Source organism: Larkinella bovis (genome assembly GCF_042655385.1).
In the GTDB taxonomy this organism is placed as follows: Bacteria; Bacteroidota; Bacteroidia; order Cytophagales; family Spirosomataceae; genus Larkinella; species Larkinella bovis.
In genome coordinates this window covers 1,105,924-1,129,657 of sequence record NZ_JBHSMA010000001.1, presented here as the reverse complement: position 1 = coordinate 1,129,657, position 23,734 = coordinate 1,105,924, and the positions used below count along the sequence as shown (strand labels likewise).

The 23,734-nt window shown below is 50.7% G+C and carries 7 protein-coding genes; 3 read left to right on the top strand and 4 right to left on the bottom strand.

The window, feature by feature from the left end; all coding sequences use genetic code 11:
* Nucleotides 1-11: 11 nt before the first annotated feature.
* From ACFPMF_RS04710 to ACFPMF_RS04695, 4 genes are read right to left on the bottom strand one after another with little or no spacing between them, the layout of a single operon-like run.
* A complete protein-coding gene (locus ACFPMF_RS04710; RefSeq protein WP_379841628.1) occupies nt 12-6,164 on the bottom strand; it encodes a T9SS type A sorting domain-containing protein in 6,153 nt (2,050 codons plus the stop codon).
* A 27-nt stretch (nt 6,165-6,191) separates the two neighbouring features.
* A complete protein-coding gene (locus ACFPMF_RS04705) occupies nt 6,192-8,357 on the bottom strand; it encodes a fibronectin type III domain-containing protein (RefSeq protein WP_379841626.1) in 2,166 nt (721 codons plus the stop codon).
* Between the two features lie 18 nt (nt 8,358-8,375).
* On the bottom strand, nt 8,376-14,603 hold the full coding sequence (locus ACFPMF_RS04700) for a hypothetical protein (protein WP_379841624.1): 6,228 nt from the start codon (nt 14,601-14,603) through the stop codon (nt 8,376-8,378).
* Nucleotides 14,604-14,655: 52 nt separating this feature from the next.
* Nucleotides 14,656-16,389, bottom strand: a complete 1,734-nt coding sequence (locus tag ACFPMF_RS04695; RefSeq protein WP_379841622.1) for a hypothetical protein — start codon at nt 16,387-16,389, stop codon at nt 14,656-14,658.
* 1,104 nt (nt 16,390-17,493) lie between these two features.
* Between ACFPMF_RS04695 and ACFPMF_RS04690 the strand changes: the two genes are divergently transcribed.
* From ACFPMF_RS04690 to ACFPMF_RS04680, 3 genes are all read left to right on the top strand, one after another.
* The gene (locus tag ACFPMF_RS04690) at nt 17,494-17,880 is read left to right on the top strand and encodes a hypothetical protein (protein WP_379841620.1); all 387 of its coding nucleotides are present in this window, start codon (nt 17,494-17,496) and stop codon (nt 17,878-17,880) included.
* Between the two features lie 196 nt (nt 17,881-18,076).
* On the top strand, nt 18,077-22,468 hold the full coding sequence (locus ACFPMF_RS04685; RefSeq protein WP_379841618.1) for a CusA/CzcA family heavy metal efflux RND transporter: 4,392 nt from the start codon (nt 18,077-18,079) through the stop codon (nt 22,466-22,468).
* A 167-nt stretch (nt 22,469-22,635) separates the two neighbouring features.
* On the top strand, nt 22,636-23,718 hold the full coding sequence (locus ACFPMF_RS04680; protein ID WP_379841616.1) for an efflux RND transporter periplasmic adaptor subunit: 1,083 nt from the start codon (nt 22,636-22,638) through the stop codon (nt 23,716-23,718).
* Nucleotides 23,719-23,734 lie beyond the last annotated feature (16 nt).

Genomic DNA, 23,734 nt, shown 5'->3' with positions numbered 1-23,734 from the left:
ATGTCTAGAATCTAGCGGGTAACGATAATGCGTTTTGTAAGTTGCTGGGTGTTCGTGGCGATCTGCACGATATAGATTCCAGGCTCTACGTCGGGTAAGTCGACCAGATGCTCATAACTTGACTGGCCGTTGAGCTGAGTCGTATACATGAACTGCCCCGATCGGATATTTATGATTGATAACCTGGATTTTGTAGGAATGCCAAAATCGACCTGGACTTTAAATTGCCCGGATGTAGGGTTGGGATACACCACGATAGCGGTAGCCGTTGGTTCCACAACGGTCGCCCGACGTCCCGATGAAGCCTTTATCGTGATGGTCTTGGAGATTTCGGCTTCACAGGTCCCATTAGAGCCTCGAAGCCCAACTGTATAGGTACCAGCCTGTGGGCAGACAAACGTCAGCCGTGAAGACGTTTTGCTAAGCACACGGGCTGAGGCAGGTACTAACCACTCAAATTGAGTATCACCTGAGCTGACGTTAACCACGACAATTGTATCGTTGACAATCCCCTGACTAGCGATTAGAAAGAGTAGTTGGGAATTCAATGGGGCAGTTCGGATGGTAAAGGTATTCTGGGCAGAACAACCTAAACTATCGGTAACCGTAACGGCATACTGACCGGCCTGGGCAATAGTTTGCTGAGGCTTGTCGGACGTGGTACCAGCGGGCAATGTCCAGTTATAGGTATTCTTACCGGGCTGCGTAGCATCGAGTTGTAGCGTTTGCCCTTCGCAGATTGTGCGATCGGACGACACCGTCAACGTTTTAGAAGCAGGTTTGATAAGTTCAACGGCCGGAGCAGTTACCTGACAACCGTTGGCATCCCGAACACTCAGCGTGTATGATCCTCCACAAAGGTTTGCCAGCGACGTACCAGTCTGGCCGTTATTCCAGCTAAACGAATACGGAGATAGGCCCCCTTTTGTCGCTGTCTGAATACTGCCATCGCATTGGGTATCGCAAGTCGGATTCTGTTTTTTTAGGACCGATACTTCTACCGCCGTTGGCTCCTGAATCCGGACCGACACTTCGGCCGAACAACCATTCTGATCGCTAACAATAGCCAGGTATCGACCCGCTTTCAGGTTGTTGAGTGATGCCCCTGATGCGCCATTGCTCCAGTCGACACGATAGGGCAATGTTCCTCCCTGCATCTGAACAACGGCTGTTCCTTTCTGGTCGTTATAGCACAAGTTATTGGTAACCCCCGACGCATTGGCAACTAGTTTGGTCGGTTCCGTAATCCGTAGTTCGGTTTGCTGGGTGATGTCGTTCTTGTCCGTTACGATACAGAGGTAATTACCGGCGGGTAAATTCTGAATGGTCGGTCCAACATGGGTAAGTGTCGAATACGTACCGCCAATTTGTTGCTGCCATGTAAAACTATATTTATCCGTTGTGCTCATTGGTACGCCACCATCGGCTGTTGCCTGAATTTGGGCATCTTTACGCCCGAAGCAGGAAACAGGCTGGGTAGTTTTCAGCACAAGCGTAAGCTTAGGTGGTTGTGTGAGTTTTTGCGTAAGCGTTGCCATACAACCTTCTTTCTGCGTCGCCAGACTATAATTGGCATCCTGAATGGTGATCGTATAGGTTTCGTCGCCAAGCTGAGTCAGTTCATTCGCGGCTCCGCCGTTTGTCGATTGTCCTGCACCGATGATTGTTCCTACGCCGTTTTTCCAACTGGTTTGGTATTGAGGAGTACCTCCTGCAATCTCTACACTAATCGATCCATCGGTCAGACCAAAACCACGTGGATCAGAAGCTTTGGCAAGAGTTACAGCAACTGCTTGTTTAGGCTGTTCGATCAGGGCCGTCTGCGCTGTTGCCTGACAGGCATTGGCATCAGCAACAATCAGTTGGTAAGAGGCTGGTGGCAGACCCGTTACTACATGTTGCCCACCACCTGTAAACGCGGTTGTAGTACCATTGGAAATAACCTGATAGCCGCCAACACCACCGGTTGCCGAGAGGATAATTTTACCATCACTACCTCCAAAGCACTTTACGTTCTCTTTTTCCAGACTAAACACTAGTTGGGTAGGTTGCTTTACCTCAACACTGGCCAGCTGTTGACAATTGTTCCTATCGGTCACACTTACCTGGTAATTACCAACCGTCAGACTGGTAATGGCAGACGTCGTGGCGCCTGTATTCCAACGATATGTATAATCGCCTACACTTCCACTGGCCAAAACAGTGGCCGTGCCGGTATTGCCACCAAAGCATTTAACAGTGGTGCTGCTCATGGCAAGCATTAGTTGCGTAGGCTGGTTAATGTCGACACTGGCGGTTCTGACACAGCTATTTGCGTCGGTAACCGCAACCTGATACGTTCCCGCATTGATGCCGGAAATATCAGGTGTTGTTGCTCCTGTACTCCAGCGATACGTATAAGTGCCTACACCGCCGGTAGCTGCTACAGATGCGCTGCCGTCGCTACTCTGGAAACATGTAGCGGCTGTATTTTTGGTGGTGAGCACAATCGCCACCGGTTGGGTAACTTCAACACTGGTAGTTTTGGTACATCCATTGGCATCCGCAACATCGACGGAATATGTACCGGCGGTAATATTGTTCGCAATGGCGTTAGTAGCTCCGTTACTCCAGCGATACGTATAGTTGCCTACCCCACCGGCAACTGTAACCGATGCCGCCCCGTCGGCACTCTGGAAACATTTGGCGGCTGTGCTGCTGATGCTAAGTACGACCATAGTTGGCTGATCGATCTGAATACTAGCCGTTTGCTGACAACTGTTGCCATCGGCGACAGTCAGTTGATACGTTCCCGTTACCAACCCAGTCAATGTGGGCATGGTAGCACCCGTACTCCAACGATACGTGTAATCGCCCACTCCGCCCGTTGGGGTGGATATCACTTTACCATCGTTACCACCAAAACATTTCACATCATCTTTCTGCAACGTCAGCAGCACTCGGGTAGGCTGGGTAACCTCAACCACACTGCTTTGTCGACAGCCATTGGCATCGGTTACCTGTACCGAATAACTTCCCGCCGTCAGGCTTGAGATGGAAGTAGTTGTTCCTCCGGTGTTCCAGACATAGGTGTAATTGCCCACACTGCCGCTGGCCGACACAGCAGCACTACCGTCGTTATTACCAAAACATTTGACCGCCGTACTGGAAGTAGTCAGCGATAACAGAGTAGGTTGCGAAATATCAACACTGGTCGATTTTACACACCCCTTGTTGTCAGTTACCTGGACGGAGTATATCCCTGCTGCCAATCCAGAAATGGATGGTGTGTTGGCACCGGTACTCCATTGGTAATGGTAGGCTGTTCCACCGCCAGATGCCGTAACCGAAGCTAAGCCATCACGGTTGTTGAAACAACGGGCTGGTGTAGTAGATGTGGTGAGCGTCAACAGGGTAGCTGGCTGGTCAACCTGAACGCTGGCCGTCTGCTGACAACTGTTAGCGTCGGTAATGGTCAATTGATAAGTCCCCGTTACCAGTCCTGTTATTGTGGATGTAGTGGCACCTGTATTCCATTGGTAGACGTAATTGCCAACCCCACCGGTAACTGAGGAAGTTACCTGACCATCGTTTCCACTAAAGCATTTGATATCACTTTTCTGAAGCGATAGCAACAGGCGAGTTGGCTGGGTAACCTCAACAGACCCGGTTTGCTGACAGCCGTTTGCATCACTCACCTGCACGGAATAACTACCCGCCGTTAGGCTGTTGATCGTGGACGTAGTAGCTCCGGTATTCCAGGTGTAGGTGTAGTTGCCCACACTACCACTGGCGATGACGTTGGCACTACCGTCGTTATTACCAAAACATTTGACCGCCGTACTAGAAGTCGTCAGCGATAACAGAGTAGGTTGCGAAATATCGACACTGGCCGATCGGATACAGCCGTTGTTGTCGGTTACCTGTACAGAGTAAGCCCCAGGTGCCAAGCCAGAAATAGATGGCGTGTTGGCACCGGTACTCCATTGATAATTGTAGGCTGTTCCACCACCAGATGCGAGCGCAGAAGCAACCCCATCGCGGGTATTAAAACATTTGACTGCCGTGACAGATGTAGTGAGGGTTAGTAACGTAGTAGGCTGATTCACTTGTGCGGTGGCCGTTTGTTGACAACCATTGGCATCGGTAACGGTTACCTGATAGGTTCCGGCCGTAATGCCAGTCAAGACAGACGATGTCGCTCCGGTATTCCAGCTAAAACGATAAGAGCCAGTACCACCTGATACGTTCGTAATTACCTGACCGTCATTACCGCCAAAACACTTAACCGCTGTAGAAGTAGTCGTCACGACCAACTGCGTGGGCTGGTTAATGGTTACTGTTTTGCTCTGTTGACAACCATTGGCGTCGGTAACCGTCACCGAATATGTCCCGGCAGTAATTCCTGTCAAGGTAGACGTAGTAGCACCGGTATTCCAGCGATAGTTGTAAGGACTCGTTCCTCCTGTAGCCGATGCCGTAGCACTACCATCGTTACCACCAAAACAGTTAACGGCCGTAGGCGTAGCGGTTAATACCAGTTCCGTAGGCTGATTGACCGTTACGTTAGCACTGTTCGAACAGCCTGCTCCGTCGGTTACCACTACCGAATACGTACCAGCGGCAAGATTGTTTATGGTCGCCGTGGTTGCTCCGGTATTCCAGCGATATGTATAATTGCCTGTGCCTCCGCTGACGGCTACACTTGCCTGTCCGGTGTTTCCCTGAAAACAGGAAACAGGCGTCGCCGACACGGATAATTGAAGCGGTGTGGCAACGATTAAGACAGTTTTGTTACTGGTCGTAACGCCACAGACATTACTTACCAATATCTCATATTCGCCAGCGTCGTTGCTGGTAACATTGGACAGAGGGAAGGAGGGATTGGTAGCACCGGGTATTGCTATACCGTTTTTGCGCCACTGATAACCCGTTAGGTCGCTCCCCGCCACGGCCACCCCAAATGTTGCAGCTCCCCCTGTACAGACTGTCTGTGACGAAGGGGTTGCGAGCACCATGAGTCGTGACACAAACACCAACGTAGCGGGGTTACTGGTGATGAGGCCACAGGAAGTGTTAACCTGTACGTCATACTCCCCTCTGTCGGCTGTGGAAGCGCTGGAAACCGTATAAGTTGCATTGGTGGCTCCCGGAATATCGCTCCCGTCTTTTCGCCATTGATAGCCAGTCACACTACCCGAAACAGCTACTGAAAAAGTAGCCGAATTGCCTGCGCAAACAGTTTGCCCGGCAGGATGGCTGGTAATTGTTGCCGACGACCGAACCGTTAACGTAGCTTTATTGCTGGTTACTGAGCCGCTGGCATTAGTTAACACGGCATCATATTCGCCCTCATCGGCACTGCTGAGCGGGGCTATCGTATACGCTGCTCCACTGGCCAGACCTGGTATTATCGTTCCGTTCTTACGCCACCGAATGCTGGTTATATTATCGCCCGTTGCCATAACCCGAAACGTAGCCGAACCACCAGCACAGGCAGTTTGTGACGTAGGATGTTCGGTAATCGTAATTGGCGAGGAAGACGTTCCGTTGACAACCAGATTGACCGGCATGGCGGTTTGAGCACCACAAGGTGCGAATACACGTATTGTGTATAATCCTGCGTCGGCAGTTGTGACGCTGGGAATCGTAAAGATGGTACTGGTAGCACTGGGAATAGCTACATCGTTTTTGAGCCATTGGTAGCCGGTAATATCGCCCGTTGCTACCGCTGAAAAGGTAACGGGGCTGCCCACATTGGCGGTTTGTGCGACAGGTGGCGTTGGAATCAGTGTATAGGGGCGAACAGTCAGCACGGCCGGATTACTGGTTGCCGGGCCGGTAGAACTGCCTACGACTACGTCGTAACTGCCAGCATCTTCCGGCAGTACGTTGGCAATTGTGTAGGTGGCAGCCGTGGCCCCCACCAGGTTCGTGTTGTTTTTACGCCACTGATACGTCAGGGCGGTACCCGTTGCCGTTACGCTCAGTGTAGTGGGCTGGCCTGGGCAAACGGTCGCACTTAAAGGATGGCCAGTAATCGTAGCAGCCGCTTTCAGCGGGGAAGAGGTAGCAGCATCCGTTTTTCCGGTTGCCACTATTTCCCGACCATACGTTGCCGACGCCAGTTGCATCAGACCGACGATCATCAGTAAGCAGCGAAAAAGAGTGTGTATAGTTTTCATCAAAGTGGTAAAATCAGTCGATAGAACTTATTCCCGGACAATTGCCAGCGATTTAACCCGTTTGCTCTCGCGGTTGGCCGCTTCGATAGACGTAACAGAATAAACGTATTTGGTGCCGGACTCCACCTGAGGGTCCAGAAACTGGGTTTCCTGGCTACTGGCTTCACCGATTTTGGTGAACGTATCGGAGGTAGCTTCCCGGCGGTAAATTCCGTACTTCTCCCGCTTACCATCGTTAATACGGGGCCAGCTTACTTCAATACCCTGCGAAATGTTACGGACATAGAACGTGAAAACCGGATCAGGGTCGGGTCTGGGCAAGCTGAGTTCGGCATCGTTCGAAAAAGCGGTCGTATCGCCAAAAGCCGTAACAGCCGCCACACGATACCAGACGGTTTGCCCTTCCCGAAGGGTTGTGTCGGTAAAGGAAGGCTGGTCTAGTACGGTCTGGCTCAAAGGCCGGAACATTCCATTCGGTTCGCTTTTTCGCTGAATAATGAAACCCGTCAGAATGTTGTCTTCGGTACGTACATCGTTCCAGCTAAGCCAAACTTCCTTGTTGATCAAGGCGGCCTCTACGGTTTTGGGATACGTTGTTTCGATGGAGCGGAGCGGGCGGATGGCGACGGGCGGAGCCAGTTCACTGGTATCCTGCGTCAGATTCATCGTTAGTATGCTGTAGAAATATTCCGACCGCCCACTTAATACGTCTGAACTGTCTAGAAACGTCGTCGTTTTTCGTAGCGTGCCACTTACCCGCGACAGATTATCTTTTGACGTTCCCCTGTATACGTAATAACTAAACACACTCGGGCTGTCGGTTCCGGTCCAGTTCAGACGGATGTTACGTCCTTCATGCTGGACCTGTAAATCCGAAACGGGTAGTGGCCGGGAAAACTTTGTCCCGGTACCAATGGCTTCAGCCGCAATCGATTGAACCAGTCCTTGTAATGGAATAAACAAAGGCCGCACCCGATAGGTGTATGAAACGCCGGGACGGATATAGTAGTCGTAAAAACTACTGTCTGAAGGTGTCAATTGTGCTATTACGGAGAACGTACTGTCGGCCCCATTATCGCGGGCAATCTCAATGCCCGTATAATACGGCTTCGCTGGTAATTGGGCCCAGCTCACCCGAATGGCATCGGTAGTGTCCTGCGCTTTGGCCCCGTAAATCAGCTTTATTTTGTTGTTGCCGATAGCGACTGCTGTAGCCGTATCCGAAGGTGTACCCGGATTCTCGACCAAATCCTGAGGAAGCAGAAATACGCGGACCACTTCTTCAGGAACGCAGGGTTTCGACCAGTAAAAGGTCAGCGTATCGCCCGCATCATTCATGGTCGGAATCAGTGTGGACTCTTTCTTCCAGCTGTTGTCATTGAATAGCCAGACGGAGGCCCGTATCGTTCGGGGTTCTGTGGGGTAGAACGAAACGTTCCGCCGAGATGCCTGGTCCTGAGGGTCAACCTGATAGAGAATCGGGAATTTTGGGGTCGAATTAAGTGGGTTGATGGGTATGTGCCACTTCACCGTTACCAAACTGTCATCCCCTGCTACTCCACTTAACTGGGTGTTAAGCTGACCCAGGGTTTCGTTTTCCGCACCCGCTACGGTAATTCCCTGCGCCCAAAATGTCTTTTTATTCGATTTATCCACCCGTATTACCTGATACAGATACATCATGCCCGGTTTGACATCGGTATCGAGATACACGTTGCCTAGTACTAACTGGAGCGCTACTTCACTGCCCAGGACACCATAATCGGCAGGGTTGGAATGTGTGTTTAAAAAGGACAGGAACTGCTCATCGGTCGACTGCTCTGTTGCTTTCTTTAGATAACCAATAAACTCTTCCGGTACGACTTTCCGCACATCCGCCATCGTTTTGGGCCGTCGGAGCTGACCGACCTCCGCCAGCTTGAGATCCTCAGGAGGTTTCCCGTTTTCGAGCTGCTCCAGATAGCGCAGACTGGTTTTTTTGACCAACGCCAGCCGCTTAATCTGATAATAAGCGGTATTCAGCTGTTGGATGAAGTCACTGGTCTCAGGCGCTACTGGCTGAACAAACAGATAGTTGCCTTTGGGCGAAGGCATGATCAATAAATTTGGATCAACCTGACTTTGGGCTACACCCGTTGTCAGACCAGCCGACAGAAAAACGAACGGGATCAAAAGTTTATGAATGACTTTCACGTGAATGAGTACGTTTGACTATTTTGACGTAAACCGAAATGATTTTTTGAAGTCTAAACAGAATTTATATTCGAGCCCAAGGCTTTTACTTGTACCCGTTACATAACAGTGGGGGCGCGTTTTGAACGTTTTAGTACCTACCACGGTAAAATTGGGATAATCGCCTTCAAGTATAGCATTAACCATGTTCGGTACCTCATCTCTTTTTTTCAGTAACCCCTCAAACGACGGAGGCATTGCCCTGATTTTATTATCTAAGTCTCTGATCGCTTTCTCTTCATATACATCGACTTCAAATTCAGATTTCCCTTCGTCCATAGCGTTTTGTTCTGAAATCAATGCCAGGCTAGAAATAATTGACGCTACCTGAGGCATATTTCCAATGTACCCACCCAAATTGCCAGGTTCCCATCGTCTGTTTAAATCCTGCCCATATATTTCCGGTAGGACAGGATAATAAGTTTGTTTTCTCTGGTACACCAAATCCTCATTGCACGAATAGTGAAATTGATTCCAATATCTATACGACTTACGTATGTAACCCAAACCAACCGTATTACACTTGCGTGTGCCATCATTTTGAATGTATGCGCTTACGGAAGCATCCCCTTTCAAATTCCATCCCTCTGATTCATTATAACCTCCCTCAAGACTCACGTCTGCCCGAATACCGCCCTCAATTCGTAAACCCAGTCCTTTAAGGTTCGCACTCCCCCCCACAGATCCCTCGGCTCGAATCAGGAAATCAGGTTTAGCGAAATGGGTGTAGGCAGTAAGGTTTGCCTTGGCGTAATACGAATACTTGAAGGAAAATACTTTTATATCGAAACCACCATTACCAGATGCCAGCGTAGCTTCCTGATTCAGATTGATACCATGGAGCCGCTGTCCACCCTCATCGAGCGCTGCGGGTGTAATATTCTGCCAGATTGCTTCGCTCTCTGGCATTTCCGACCGTTTTGCGTTAATTCCTAATGCAAAAAAGGCGTTAGCTTTTACGAGCTTCAATACGCTTGCTTCCACATTGCAGCCGACAAATAGCATGTCAGGTTTGACGTAGAGAAGGCCATTAACTTTTATGGTTGCTAACCCTTTCAGTGGATCAATATTGGAATTGACACCGACCACCAACCGGGCTCCGCAAAAGTCAACCGTAGCCTCCACCGTACCCAGGTCTAATTTAAGCATTTTCAACCCGGCTGAGCCTTTGATAACGGGCAGAACACCGCATTCATCAATATCGAAAAGCACGCTCAATTTTACTCGATCAAATACAACGAGGTGATTTTCTTCTGCTTTACTACTCTGTTCCTTAATATCGCTAATATCGCTGATTTTCGCCCTGGTCTTGTCAGCTATTTGGGCCACCTTCCCTGAGATAAATCTTGGGGCCAGTTTTTCGAGGTTATTAGTAAGTGATAATGCAGCATCTAAAGTTTTATTCTTGATAGTTGATATAGGAGCTGATTCGATGATCTTATCTTTATGAGCAGACACCACATTATTCAGGTTCGAGTTGAGGCCAGTCGGTACTAGTTCTCCCATTAATGCGACATAATATTTCCTTTCTTTTATGTTGAAGTCGACTTCTCCTCCTAACCGGATCCAGCTAACCGGCCCCATTGGAATCGGAGCCCCGGTGCCAACTACCAGTTTTAATCCTAGTTCGATGTCAGATTTGGCTGGCCCTAGCTTGTAGAATTTAAAACTGCAATCAATTTGTGTCTCAATTACTTTGGGTATTTTAAATACGCCTGAACCTTCGAATCCCTGCCGATCATCAGAGAATTCGCCCCTGGCGCTGAGCGCGGCAATAAAGCCTGGACCATCAATGAGGAAATCAAGAGAATCGACCTTCATTTGTACCTTGCCCTGGTTATTGACAACTAGCAAGGACGCCTGCGCTTTGGCATCAATAAACGGGATGTCGACTTCCACTTTCCCAGCTATGCCAATCCCCCAGGACATACTCGACTCCGTATAGGGTACTTCGTTCGGGTTTTCCTGTTCGTCGATTGTAGCCTCACCCGTAGTTGAATTAGCGTCTATAAGGCTGAACCCTTCGTTGGTGTTACTAGCCATATAGTCTCTCATGCTCTCAAACGTAATGTCGAAGCCCCGGTAGAAAACAAATTTCTGAAGAATGACATTTATCGGGCCCACCTCTGCCGTGGAGTTTGCCTTCGTCGTGACAAACATATCGTGGTTACTGCGATAGATGAACCGTTGTACTTCTATCGGGAAAAGACGTTGTATTACCTTATTATCGGAGGTGCCGTTGTAGGCCATCGACGATGCGCCATCTATTTCATACGCTCTCTTCTGAGCTATGTAGGCTAATTCAAAGCCATCAGGCTTTTTTAGGCTTAAAGAATGGAATTTATAGCCATCCTCCGGAAGCAGAATCTTACCCGCAATCCTGAGACCATCGGCCTGTTTCACGTAAGCCAGCTTGTCGATGGAAAAGTCATTGCTGGCGTTATCGGTCGAACTAATCCGTCCAGCAAAACCCACACTGCTGAAATTACTGGAGATGATCAGACCGGTAAGTGATGCCCGCCAGCTACCCATTCTGGCTTTAAGCGGTGTTGTTTCGCTAATTTTAAAGGTTGGTGTTGCCAGCTCCAGATTTCGGTCAATCGTGAAATTGTCAAGCTCTACGTCGTCGGTGCTCAGGATGAATCTGGGGGCATTGGGCAGGTGAACTTTCCCGGCAAACTTGATACCCTGTTCGTTCAGAACACAGTTATTTTTGTCGAACAGAAAGGTAAGAAACGAGACCTGAAATGGAACGTAGCGATCGGCCTGCCCCTTGATTCGATTAATTTCGGAGAGCGTCAGGTCTTTTAATGGCATCGTGCTCTCGCCAAATTCAAGCTGATACTGGGCCGTGTTTTGCGTTGCGGGATACGTATTGAGACTCGAGAATGCTACTTTAAACGCATCTTTCGTACCCAATGGATCGATGAAACTGAGCGTGGTACGGGGCAGATCACTCAGATTAAGACGCGCTGTCTGCGGAGCACGGTCGGAATTCAGTCGAAGCCGTTCCCCACCGATTAGTCCGGTCGTCTGGCTCGTTGCTAGCTTTTTCAACACCAGCCCCACCTTACTTTCGAGCATAACCGGTGCAAACTTGTAGCCCTTCAAATCGAGTTCAACCTCCTTAAAAACAACGTCTCGGGTCGGAATACCATTACCGTCTTCGTCTACCTCCATCTCCACGTTGGTGAAATCCAGCGACTTGGCCGATGTTGCTTCGAAAATGCCAGTAGCCGGCAGTATTACTCGGCCCGACACCTTAACGGTTTTATCGCTGACCATGTCAACTTTGTCGGCGTCGACGCTGTAACCCAGCAGCGTTTTAAGTTCGGGCATGTCAGCCGGGAGTTCCTTCAGTGAAAAATTTTCGGTGCGGCTCTTGCTTACCGTCATCGCAACCGAAGCTGTACTGAATTTTCGGGCACTGGCCTTTACTTTAATTTCTTTTCCTACGGGTACATAAAGCGTATACTTTCCCTTGTCGTCGGTCTGCGCGGTATAAGGCAAATCCTGAACCTGAAGCGTTGCCTGTTTAATGGCCCCCTTTGTGCCTTTGTTTGATACCTTACCCGTCAGGGCAATACCTGGTTCCAGCGTCAGCGAAACCGATTTTGCCTCTCCCGCCTTCAGCGTTAGCTCACCCGCAACGGGTAGCAGCCCAAGCCCACCATCCAGCGGTGTTGCTTTATACGTAACGACTTCGGCCGTACCTTTATAATACCAGCCTGTAGTGCCCGTAGTCCCTGATTTTCCGTTACCCAGTTCAATTTTAACCGAAACCGGACTGTCGTTGGCGCTGGCAATGAAGCGGATGCTACCCTCCAGATTTTGAATGACCACGGTTCCCGCACTGGCGACACTCTTTACTTTGTCGCCGGGAAGAACGCGTTTGGTAAACGCAGCAATATTCGACTTCGACAATACCGACTGGCCTAACCCTTTCAATAAGCTATAGAGGCCCGTGATATTGCCTACTAAATTATTCCACTTATTTCCCTGGCTATTAACGGGATAACTCAGTAACTTCTGTTCAAAGCCAGGGGCCACATACTGAAGCGATACCGAATTAGAACCATACGCTTTAGCCACAAAAAAGCCAGATTCATTGGCACGTATGATCTGACCTGTCGACAGCACTTTAACAAAAGCACCACTTACCGGCTTGCCAAACTGATCCTTCACAACACCCGCTATCAACGAAACAGAGTTGTCGATGGTGAGGTCTTTAGCGATCTGACCATTACCCGTATACGTTACGGATTCGTTGAGCGGAATGGGCGACAGTCGGTTATCGACCGCCGTCAGTTTTAACTGCGCATTTTTCTTGAGCAAGGGCAGTTCGGCCAGCGTATACTGACCCGAGATGTCGGACGTAACGGTTTTGGTGAAATCGGCTCCATTGGCTGGGGGCGACACCAGATCATTTTTGGCGATTGTTACTGTAACCTGTACACCTTCACGGGGTGTGAAAGTCGGGTTACTTATCCCGACTTTACCCGCCACGGTCACTGTGCTTTTGTAGGCGAGAAGCTTTTGAAAAAGCTGTACGGCTTTGTTGCCCAGTTGATCCGCCTTTTCATTGATTTTACTGAGCGGATAATACATGGGCGATTTCCCCTGTATAGTGACCTCTGCCACAAAATGGTCGCCTGCGGTTGTATTGTAGAAAATACGCCGGGCTGCCTGAATCGATTTAATGGTAGCAATGCTCACATACGACTTGCCGTTGTAGGTGATCTCTTCGCGTTTACCGTTTCCTTCTTTGAGCAGATAGGGTAATCGGTTGATAATATCCTTGCTGCGGAGGATGCGGAGAACGAGTCCTTCTTTGGGTAAATTAGGAGCGACAAGCTGGGAGGAGAATCGGAAGGTTTGCGCAACCAATGTCGTCTGACCAAGGTCATATTCAGGCTGTCCCCGTTTAATGGGTACCGTATACGTCATGGTTGTGAAGTCCTCGGTCGATGTAGCTTTTACCGTCAGGTCTGTCACTCCCTTTAGTACGTCGGGATTGAAACCTTTTATTTCATACTTACCTTCGTTATCCGTTTTGGCCGTACCGATCAACTTGCCGTCGGCCAGTATGCTCACCTGTGCATTTTCGAGCGGATTGGCTACATGGCTCTTCTCGACAGAATTCGTTGCCTGTGGAGTCGCTTTAACGGCTGCCTGATCCGGAGTATCTACAACCCAATCACCCTGTTCGGTATCGGTTTCAAGTTCTGATTTCTTGAACGACCAGATCACCTGCCCTTTGATCGTTTTGAGGATGTTGTCGGGTGGCGTGGGGGGAGCCAGTTTTTTCTGGAGACTCCGTACGAGTGCCAATGCATCCTGACTCGCGCCATAGCCATACGAAAAGAAGCCAACCGGCGAGTAGCCATCATTCGCAAATGAAGTCCGACCTTCCTGCCCCGGTTTAGGAACGGCCTGTACGCGGTAACCATAAAGCCGGCCGGGCGTTAGCGGAGGCTGAGAAGGGCCATAAAGAAAGCTGCTTCCCGAAGTGCGGGTAACAAAATAAGGCGGCTGGGAAAAAAACAGGTTTTGAGGGTTCCCGTTGAACCCTTGTGGAACAATAATTTCGGTGAGGGTTATCTCATACTCAACTGCGCTCACCTGGCTGTGGCGAGGTATCCACTGGAACACGATCTGCTGAGCTGACTGAACCGGAACGGGTTGGGTACTACTTGGCAGCACAACCAGAGGGGGCTCGCTACGTTGCAGCCAGGCATAATTGGAACATACCGTTGGCGATAACTGCTGGTTGGTCTGGTAATCGAACACCGTAAAGCAGAACCGGTACATTCCTTCTGGTAACGGACGGCCGTACTGGGCGGGTGGAACCTGAAGGTTTTCGGGCCGGAAGTAAACGGCCAGATCGCTGCCCTTTAGTTGAATCATCGAACCCGGCAGCAGATTAACCGGTGGGGCCGGTACGTTGTCCATGCCCATGATCCGTGTTCCCGGACCTTCAATGGATGTCTTTAGCCGAACCTGCCGATTGGATAGTTGCATATCCTTCAGGAGCAACGTAACGTAAAGCTGCTCACTGGCTGGGCTGGACAAATCGGCCAGATAAGTCGTGTACGGTGGTTTGGCTATTGCCTGTACCTGAACCGGGTAGTTGTTTTGCCCCCAGCTAGTCAGCCAGGAAAGCAGAAACAGGACAAGAAATAGATAAGGGGGTAGTATACGTCTCATAAAATGGGATCGTGGAGACACATCCGGTCTGGCCGGTTGAGTGGAAAAACCGTTAAAAGCGAGTAGTATAGCCGAGAGTTGCTGTGGTGAAATTACCGGTAGAGGCCGACGAACCGAGATCAGGTGATGTACTGCTGCCCGACTGTAATACGTTGGCTAGCATGAACGTAAAATTGTGTCGTTCCTGAGCGATATAACTCACTGTCAGTCGGGTATTGGTTATATGATTTTTCGAAAGCTGGGCGGTAGCAAACAGGTACGAGGCCGTCAATGCACCGGTTAGGGTATTTTTAAAGAATCCCTTGTTGAGTCCCACCGTTGGCCCGATCGACCTGAATGTGTTACGGCTTATGTAGCTATCCATTACGTTCAGCCCCGTTGACATGGTCAGAAATTGGCGGGGAAGTCCGTAAGAATAGGTTACTGTGCCATTGTACACTTGTGACAACTGCCCCCGACGTATCAGATCGCCCTGCTTGTTTACCGCCCCCATTACCGAACCGTTTACCATAATATTCTGCATGACGGTTTCTGTATTTTTTAGTTGATAAATGGCATTGAGTCCTACGTTCTGCGTAATTTGGGTGAAATTCAATGTATCGAGCTGCTCGAGTGGCGATAGGCGGGTTATATTCTGAATGGAGTTTCGAATAAAGGTATAGGCTTGAAAGCTGGAATAGTTGAAGCTCAGATTCAGACGTGGTATAGGCGTAGCTATTACGTTCAGGTTGCCTACCAGTCGGCGCTGTGCACTAGATTTGACGTTTTTGAGGTCGTCCCACTGAACACCGATCGACCCGCTCGTACTTATTTTTCCGGCCCAGAAAGGCTGGGTAAAATTCAGCGTTACGTTCTCAAAGTCATTGGTAAAGAAATAGCCCCCCAATGTCAGGTAGTTTGGATCAACACGCTCGTAGCCCACACCAATAATTGTATTCGTACGTTTCAAATTCGCGTTCAGCGTGCTTTTGACAGCGTGGTACGACTCGGCGGTGGCATTCGGACGCCACAGAAAAGCCGCTGGTGAATTAGCTGTACCTTTCTCGGAAATTGTTCGGTTACGTTCCAGAACACTATTCGTGTACTCCACATCGAACTGTAAAAAGTTGAACAGATTTGTCCCGAAATTGGCACCAATAACCATGTTCGATAGCGGAGTTGGCTGTTCAAAAGGCGCGGTGGAATCTGGGCGCACTGGTATCGAAACGGAGTTTGGATTGTCGCTGGCGTAGAACGTAGTAACTCCAGCCCGAAATTTTTCATTCTGCCAGCTTGCCTGTAAACCCATTCCAGTACGTTGAAAGGCTGCGGGCGTGGCATTGGCGGCTTTCTGCGCTTTGATGAGTCGCCCATACATCGTACTAATTTTCCATTTGCCAGGAACCAGATCGAAGCCTACTCCACTGAACTGATGGCCGTTTAGCGAATAAGGCGAAAATGTCATGTTCGACATGCCCAAATGCGCCGTTGCCCACTTATAAGTGGGATGGATACCGATCTGATTGTACGAAAATGGCTGACTGTAGGTGAACTTTCGGCTGGAATACGTGAGGGTAACGGGTATGACAGTACCCAGCGCCTGAAGGCTCAGATTGCCGGATACGAAATAGCTTAACGGAGCGGCTCCTGTCGGATTGTAGGAGTTATAAAGCGTATTGACAGAAAGGCCGCCGGATAGCTTTACTTTTTTTAGATCGGCAAGATCGACACTTTGGCTCCAACCTGCTCCGCTCAGGAGCAGGCACAGCATCAGCCGCACGCACCTTGATAAGTACCTGTACATCATATGGTTAAAGAAGGGGAAGGTGAATCGAATTGGGAGTGCCGACCGAATCTTTACTATGTGAAAGTTCCGGTCGTTGCTCTGGTAAATCGGATTACATCGGTGATTACTTTAAGAATTACTGGTAAATGATGCCGGGAAATTCGGATTGACTGGCCTTGCTTCGGGTAGCGTGTTCCAGGCAGTAACTCAACTCCCGATAGAGTAAAGGCGTGAATAAACGCACAGATGGTATTCTTACTGGTAAAAAAGAGAGCATAGGCATTCTTGAGTTTGTAAAAAACGGAAACAAAATGTCAGCTGTGAGCAGCCCAAAATCCTTTTGCCTTTATTGGTCTGTCTTAGCTTGCGCTGTGATCTCCAGCACAGATAGGCCAAACAATATGATTCGGACGACCCACTCATTGACTGGTCCAAAACTCCGGTTTTATTTACCATTCGACTCTACCGAATCGGACAAAAACTCTACTCAAATGACCATTTCTCTTTTTTTTGTGTAGCAAACGGACTTTTTTGGCTGTTTTAGCAAAAAAGTCCGTGCTTTACCATCACCTTTCCAGCCCACTTGTATTGTGATCTATACGCCTGCATTAAACAGAAAACACAGGCCAAACGCTGACATCCTGTAGCAAAAGTTCCGATATAACCCCCGCTCCACTCACTAGTGCCGTCACAGTCGACCTGACCAGCACGTCAATGTCATGCTAAAAACGGTCGGGGGTTACATTGTCACCAGGAACGTTGGGGTCGCCAACACCACCAACGGGTAGGTTGCCGTCACGGTCTGTGCAGCCACGAAGGGCAAAAGAAAGTGCCGCTCCGCAGTGGTGAATTCGATTGCCCGGGACACAGTGCCCGCCATTAACGCTACCTACGCCCGAGCGGCCTGCGCTGATGATGGTGCCAACTGACGAGTCGTTTCTCGTTAAATTTTCATTGGCCTACCAAAAATCCTTCCCGGTAAATCAATAAGCTGAACTAGTTAAACAGGTTGCTTATCAGCTTTATTTGTAGCTGGTATTAGATTACTTCCAAATTGCAGCAAATGGCTTCACGGAAGAAACTTTTGTCCGTCAGCTTTGTTGTTCGGGCATCAGGAGATCGATCATGAAACCATTTGTTGCCTTTGTGCTGGCGTGCTGGATGTTAGTAGGAAGTCTACTCCCCGGCTTCAGCCTCGACCAGTCGTCTCACTGGGGCGACCTGATGCAACACTACCAGCAACACCGGAAAGCGGAAACCGGTCTGAGTTTCATCGACTTCATCAAGATGCATTATGGGGCCGATTCTGAACACCAGAAACACCCCAACCACAGTCACCAGAATTTGCCATCCGTCGGCCATTCTGTCCCGGTTTTTACTCCCAACACCATCTGGCTGTCGGCTCCTGCGTTCTGTCAGGTGCTGATTAAGGCCACGGCGGTTTTCTTCCGCAAGGCCGATTTGTATTCTTTTCTGGCGGTTTTCGCCCTGATCAACCCGCCCCGAGCTTAATTGCCTTCGCCCCCGGGCGGAGTGTGCCCTTATAAAACGCGCTGGTCCACCAGTCCTTCCGTTCATGCGCTTCATGCTCATTCGTCATCGCCAGGAAGCACGAGCGAGGGCGTATAGCTCCTGTGCATCTCCGGGTTACGTTCGACCCAATCGGTTTCGTGATTTTTCCAATCAACCACCTATCTCTGAAGGCACTATGCTCAATGCCATCATTCATTTTTCCATTCACAACAAGCTCGTTATCGGCCTGTTCACCCTGGCCCTGGTGGGGTGGGGAGCCTGGTCGGTAACCCAACTGCCGATCGATGCGGTACCGGACATTACCAACAATCAGGTGCAGGTCATCACCAGTAGCCCGTCACTGGCCGCCGAAGACATTGAGCGGCTGGTGACGTTTCCGATCGAGGTCAGTTTGTCCAATATTCCGGGAATCACCGAATTGCGGTCTTTCTCGCGTTTCGGTTTATCGATTGTTACCGTCGTTTTTACCGACGCCACCGACGTCTACTGGGCCCGCCAGCAGATTGCCGAACGCTTGCAAAATGTAACCGGTGAAATACCGCCCGGTGTGGGCATGCCCGTCATGGCTCCGGTCACCACGGGCCTGGGCGAAATTTTCCAGTACACGGTTTTAGCCAGAAAAGGGTACGAAAACCGCTACTCACTCACCGACCTGCGTACGATTCAGGATTGGACCATCCGGCGTGGACTGCTGGGAACTCCCGGCGTGGCCGACATCAGCGGTTTTGGGGGCTTGCTGAAGCAGTACGAAATCGAAATCGATCCGGATCGACTTCGCAGCATGGGCATCACCATCACCGATGTTTTCACGGCGCTGGAAAAGAATAACCAGAATACGGGCGGAGCTTACATCGACAAAAAACCGAATGCGTATTTCATCCGTTCCGACGGCCTGATTCGCTCGACCAACGACATTGCGGAAATCATTGTCCGGCAGAATGCGGAGAACTTACCCGTCCGGATTCGGGATGTAGCGCAGGTGAACATCGGGTCGGCGGTGCGGTATGGCGCGGTGACCCGCAACGGCGAAGGCGAAACCGTGGGGGCGGTCGTGATGATGATTAAAGGCGAAAACTCGTCGGCGGTAATTAAACGGGTGAAAGAAAAGATCGCCGACATTCAGAAAACCCTGCCCGAAGGGGTGCAGATCGTGCCGTTTCTGGATCGCACCAAAATGGTCAACAGTGCCATTGGAACGGTCGAACGCAACCTGCTCGAAGGAGCTACCATCGTTATTTTTGTGCTGGTATTGATGCTGGGCAACTTCCGGGCGGGTTTCGTCGTGGCATCGGTCATTCCGCTCGCGCTGCTGTTTGCCATTGCCATGATGAACCTCTTTGGTGTTTCGGGCAACCTGATGAGCCTGGGGGCCATCGATTTCGGGCTGATTGTGGACGGTGCCGTTATTATTGTGGAAGCAACGTTGCACCACATTACGCTTCGAAACAAAGACAAAACGCTGACCCAGACCGAAATGGACGAGGAAGTTTTCCAGTCAGCGGGGCGCATCCGTTCGTCGGCAGCTTTTGGCGAAATCATTATTCTGATCGTCTACCTGCCGATTCTGGCCCTGTCGGGCATCGAAGGCAAGATGTTCCGACCAATGGCCCTGACGGTGGCCTTTGCCATTCTGGGGGCTTTCATTCTGTCGCTGACGTATGTTCCGATGATTTCGGCGCTGGTACTGGACAAGAAAATTGTTCACCGGAAAACGTTTTCGGACAAGATCATGAACCGGATTCAGCGGTTTTATGAACCGATTCTGCTGACGGCCCTGAAACACCGGCTGGTGATTCTGGTTGGAGCCGTTTCCGTGCTGGGCGTGGCGCTTTTTCTTTTTAGCCGGATGGGGGGTGAATTTATTCCGCAACTCGACGAAGGTGATTTTGCCGTCGATACCAGGACCTTGACGGGAAGTTCGCTGTCCGAAACCGTCGAGGCCACGCTGAAAGCCGAACGGATTCTGCTCAGGCAGTTCCCTGAAGTCGAGCAGGTGGTGGCCAAGATTGGTTCCGGCGAAATTCCGACCGACCCGATGGCGATCGAAGCCGCCGATCAGATGGTGATTCTCAAACCGCGTGACCAGTGGACGTCGGCCACCACCCGCGACGAACTGGCCGAAAAAATGGCCAAAGCCCTGTCGGTCATTCCGGGCGTCACCTTCGGCTTTCAGCAACCGGTTCAGATGCGGTTTAACGAACTGATGACCGGGGCGCGCCAGGATGTGGCCCTGAAAATTTACGGAGAAGATCTGGGGCAGTTGACCAGACTCGCCCATGAGGTCATTGGGTTGATTGGCACCATCGATGGCGCAAAAGACCTGTACGTGGAGCAGGTGGGTGGTTTGTCCCAGATTCTGATCCAGCTTGACCGGGCGCAGATCGCCAAATTCGGTCTGAGCGTAAGTGATGTCAACCGGGTGATCAACACCGCTTTTGCCGGACAGTCGGCTGGTTTGGTTTTTGAAGGTGAACAACGGTTCGATCTGGTGGTCCGGCTGGCGGCCGATAAGCGGCAAAGTGTGGATGATGTGCGGAATGTATATGTAACTACGCCCACCGGGCAGCAAATACCGCTTAGCCAGATTGCGCAGGTGAGCATAGAACAGGCACCCAATCAGATCCAGCGCGACAACACCCGCCGGCGGATCACGCTGGGTTTCAACGTTCGGGGGCGCGATGTGGAAAGTATCGTCACGGAATTGCAGCAAAAAATCGGGCAACGGATCAAATTTCCACCCGGTTATTCCATCACGTATGGCGGGCAGTTTCAGAACCTGGTCGATGCCAAACAGCGCCTGCTCATTGCCGTTCCGATTGCGCTCGGGCTGATTTTCGCCCTGCTGTTTTTTACGTTCGGCTCCGTTCGGCAAAGTTTACTGATATTTATGGCGATTCCAATGGCGGCTATCGGGGGCGTGTTTGCCTTGTTGCTGCGCGGCATGCCATTCAGTATTTCGGCGGGTGTGGGTTTCATTGCGCTGTTCGGGGTGGCCGTGCTCAACGGGATTGTCCTGATTGCGGAATTCAACCGGCTGCGTCACGAAGACGGGCTGACCGATCTAACCGAAATTATCCGGAAGGGCGCGGAAGTCCGGCTGCGTCCGGTAATCATGACGGCGCTGGTGGCTTCGTTCGGTTTCATTCCAATGGCGATTTCCAACTCCGCCGGAGCCGAGGTCCAGAAACCGCTGGCCACCGTCGTCATCGGCGGCTTGTTGACGGCCACCCTGCTGACGCTGATTATTTTACCCATTCTCTATTCCCTGTCGGAAAAGAAAGCCGTAGCGAAAGAAGCGGCTCAGAAACCGGGTAATCCTAAAACCGCTGTCGCCACTATCACCAGTATTCTGTTTCTGTTGGCATCGACCGGCTGGGCGCAACCGAAACCGGCGATCAGAATGACTCTGGAGCAGGCGTTGCAACTGGCCAACAGCAGCAACGCCCAGGTGCAGATTGCCGGATTAAATGTCACTCAGCAACAGGCGCTGCGACGAACAGCTTACGATGCCGGACGGTTTTCGGCGACGGCGCTGTTGGGCCAGTACAACAGCCGCCGGTTCGATAACAACCTGACCGTGACGCAGTCTATTCCAAATCCGGTGCTGATGAGCCGCCTGGCCGAACTCAATGACCAAACTGTCCGGATGCGGGAAGCAGGGGTAACGGTGACTCGCCACGAAGTGACCTATCAGGTTAAATCGACTTATTATGAGGTTAATTACCTGTATCAGAAAAGCCGGTTATTTCAACAGCAGGACACGGTTCTGGCGGAATTTGTGAAAGCCGTCAGTCTTCGGTTCAAAACCGGCGAGACGGGCAGCCTGGAAAAAGCGACCGCCGAAAGCCAGCGGGCCGACCAGCAGGTTCGGCTGGCCCAGAACGAAGCCAGCCTGATGGCCAGCCGAACCCGGCTGCAAATCTTGCTGTATCGCTCACAACCGTTCGACGTTAGCCCGGAGCCGTTGCCGAAACTCATGCTGACGGTGGTGTCGGATAGCCTGGCGTTGGCGCGAAATCCGCTTTTGAGGCAGCTTCAGCAACAGATTCGGGTGGCCGAACAAATGCGTCGCGTCGAACAAGCGCGGCTCAAACCGGAGTTTCAGGTGGGGCTGTTTAGCCAGACGCTCGTCGGAAATCAGTTGATCAACGGACAGGAGTTGTATTTTGGGGCTGGTCACCGGTTTTACGGCGGACAAATTGGCGTATCACTTCCCTTGCTGGGTCAGGCACAAAAAGCCCGGATCAATGCCGCCCGGATCGGAGAACAACTCGCTCAGGCCGACCTGCAAAATCAGCGGTTTTCCCTCGATCAGCAAATCCGGCAGGCAGTGCAGTTATACGAACAATACCGGGCTACATTGTCCTATTACGAAGAAAACGGACTGCCACAGGCCGAACGGATTCAGGCCAACGCCCGGCGGGCCTTCAGTGGCGGTGACATTGGCTACCTGGAGTTTTCGCTGGCACTCCAGCAGGCACTCACTATCCGCTCCAACTACCTCGATCTGCTCCATCTGTACAATCAATCGGTTTTATCCATCAACTACCTGCTCGGTAATCCCTGATCATGCAAACAATATTTAAATCAAACAAAACACAATCAACTACTAATCATTGTGTTCCATTTTTTCTTCTGGCTATCCTGGTCGCTTTCTCGGGTTGCGGGTCGGGCGGGAGCCAAGACGAAACTGCCCCTGTTGAGCAGCGCTTAACGTCTTCGTTAACCGAAACGGTGGGAGATTCGGGCCAGACCGGGCCAGTCCGGGTGTCGCTGACGCAGGATCAATATGAGGTGGCAGGCATCAAACTCGGACAACCCGTTCTCCGAACGCTCAGTGCCACGCTGAAAGTAAACGGGACAATCGACGTTCCGGCCCAGAACGTGGTGTCCGTGTCGATACCATTTGGCGGGTACATCCGGCAGATCAACCTGGAACCGGGTATGCGCGTTCGGAAAGGCCAGACATTGGTGGTGCTGGAAAATCCCGACTATATTCAGCTTCAGCAGGACTTTCTGGATACCAGAGCCAAACTGGAGTACGCCGATCTGGAATATACCCGGCAGCAGGAACTGAGCCGCGATAACGTCAATGCGCTGAAGGTTTTCCAGCAAATCCGGTCGAACCGTCAAAGCCTGCAGGCTCAACTGGCGGGAATGGGCCAGCGGCTGGCGATGCTGCGGATCGATCCGGCGAAAATCAATCCTGAACACCTTACCCGGACGGTGGCTATTCCCTCACCGATTTCTGGTTTTGTTACCAATATTCCGGTCAACAACGGACGCTTTATTAACCCGGCTGACGAAGTGGTTGAAATTACAAATGTCGATCACCTGCACATTCAATTGCATATTTTTGAGAAAGACCTTAACCGGATTCATACTGGTCAAACCGTCCGTTTCGGGGTTGGGGGGAATGCTTCACTGGTCCACCGGGGTTCCATTTTCTTAATTGGTAAATCCCTTTCGGCAGATCGTACGGTTTCCGTGCTGGCTCATCCGGATAAGTACTCATCCGATTTTATTCCCGGAGGCTATATATCGGCCCTTATAGATATCCAAACCCAGCCCTTACCGGCGCTACCCGAATCGGCGGTAGTCAGTTTAGGCGGGCATTCTTACGTATACGTGCTTGAAAAAAACCGGAGGGATTCGGTGACTTATCAGTTTCGCCAGGTTGAAGTAAAAACGGGTGTGCGGGAAAAGGGGTTTGTAGCCATTACTATGCCTTCGGATGTCCATCCAACGCAAACCCCGGTGGTTTTGGCGGGTGCCTATAGTTTACTCGCAAAACTAAATAACAACGAAGATGATTGACCAGATTGATTCGGAT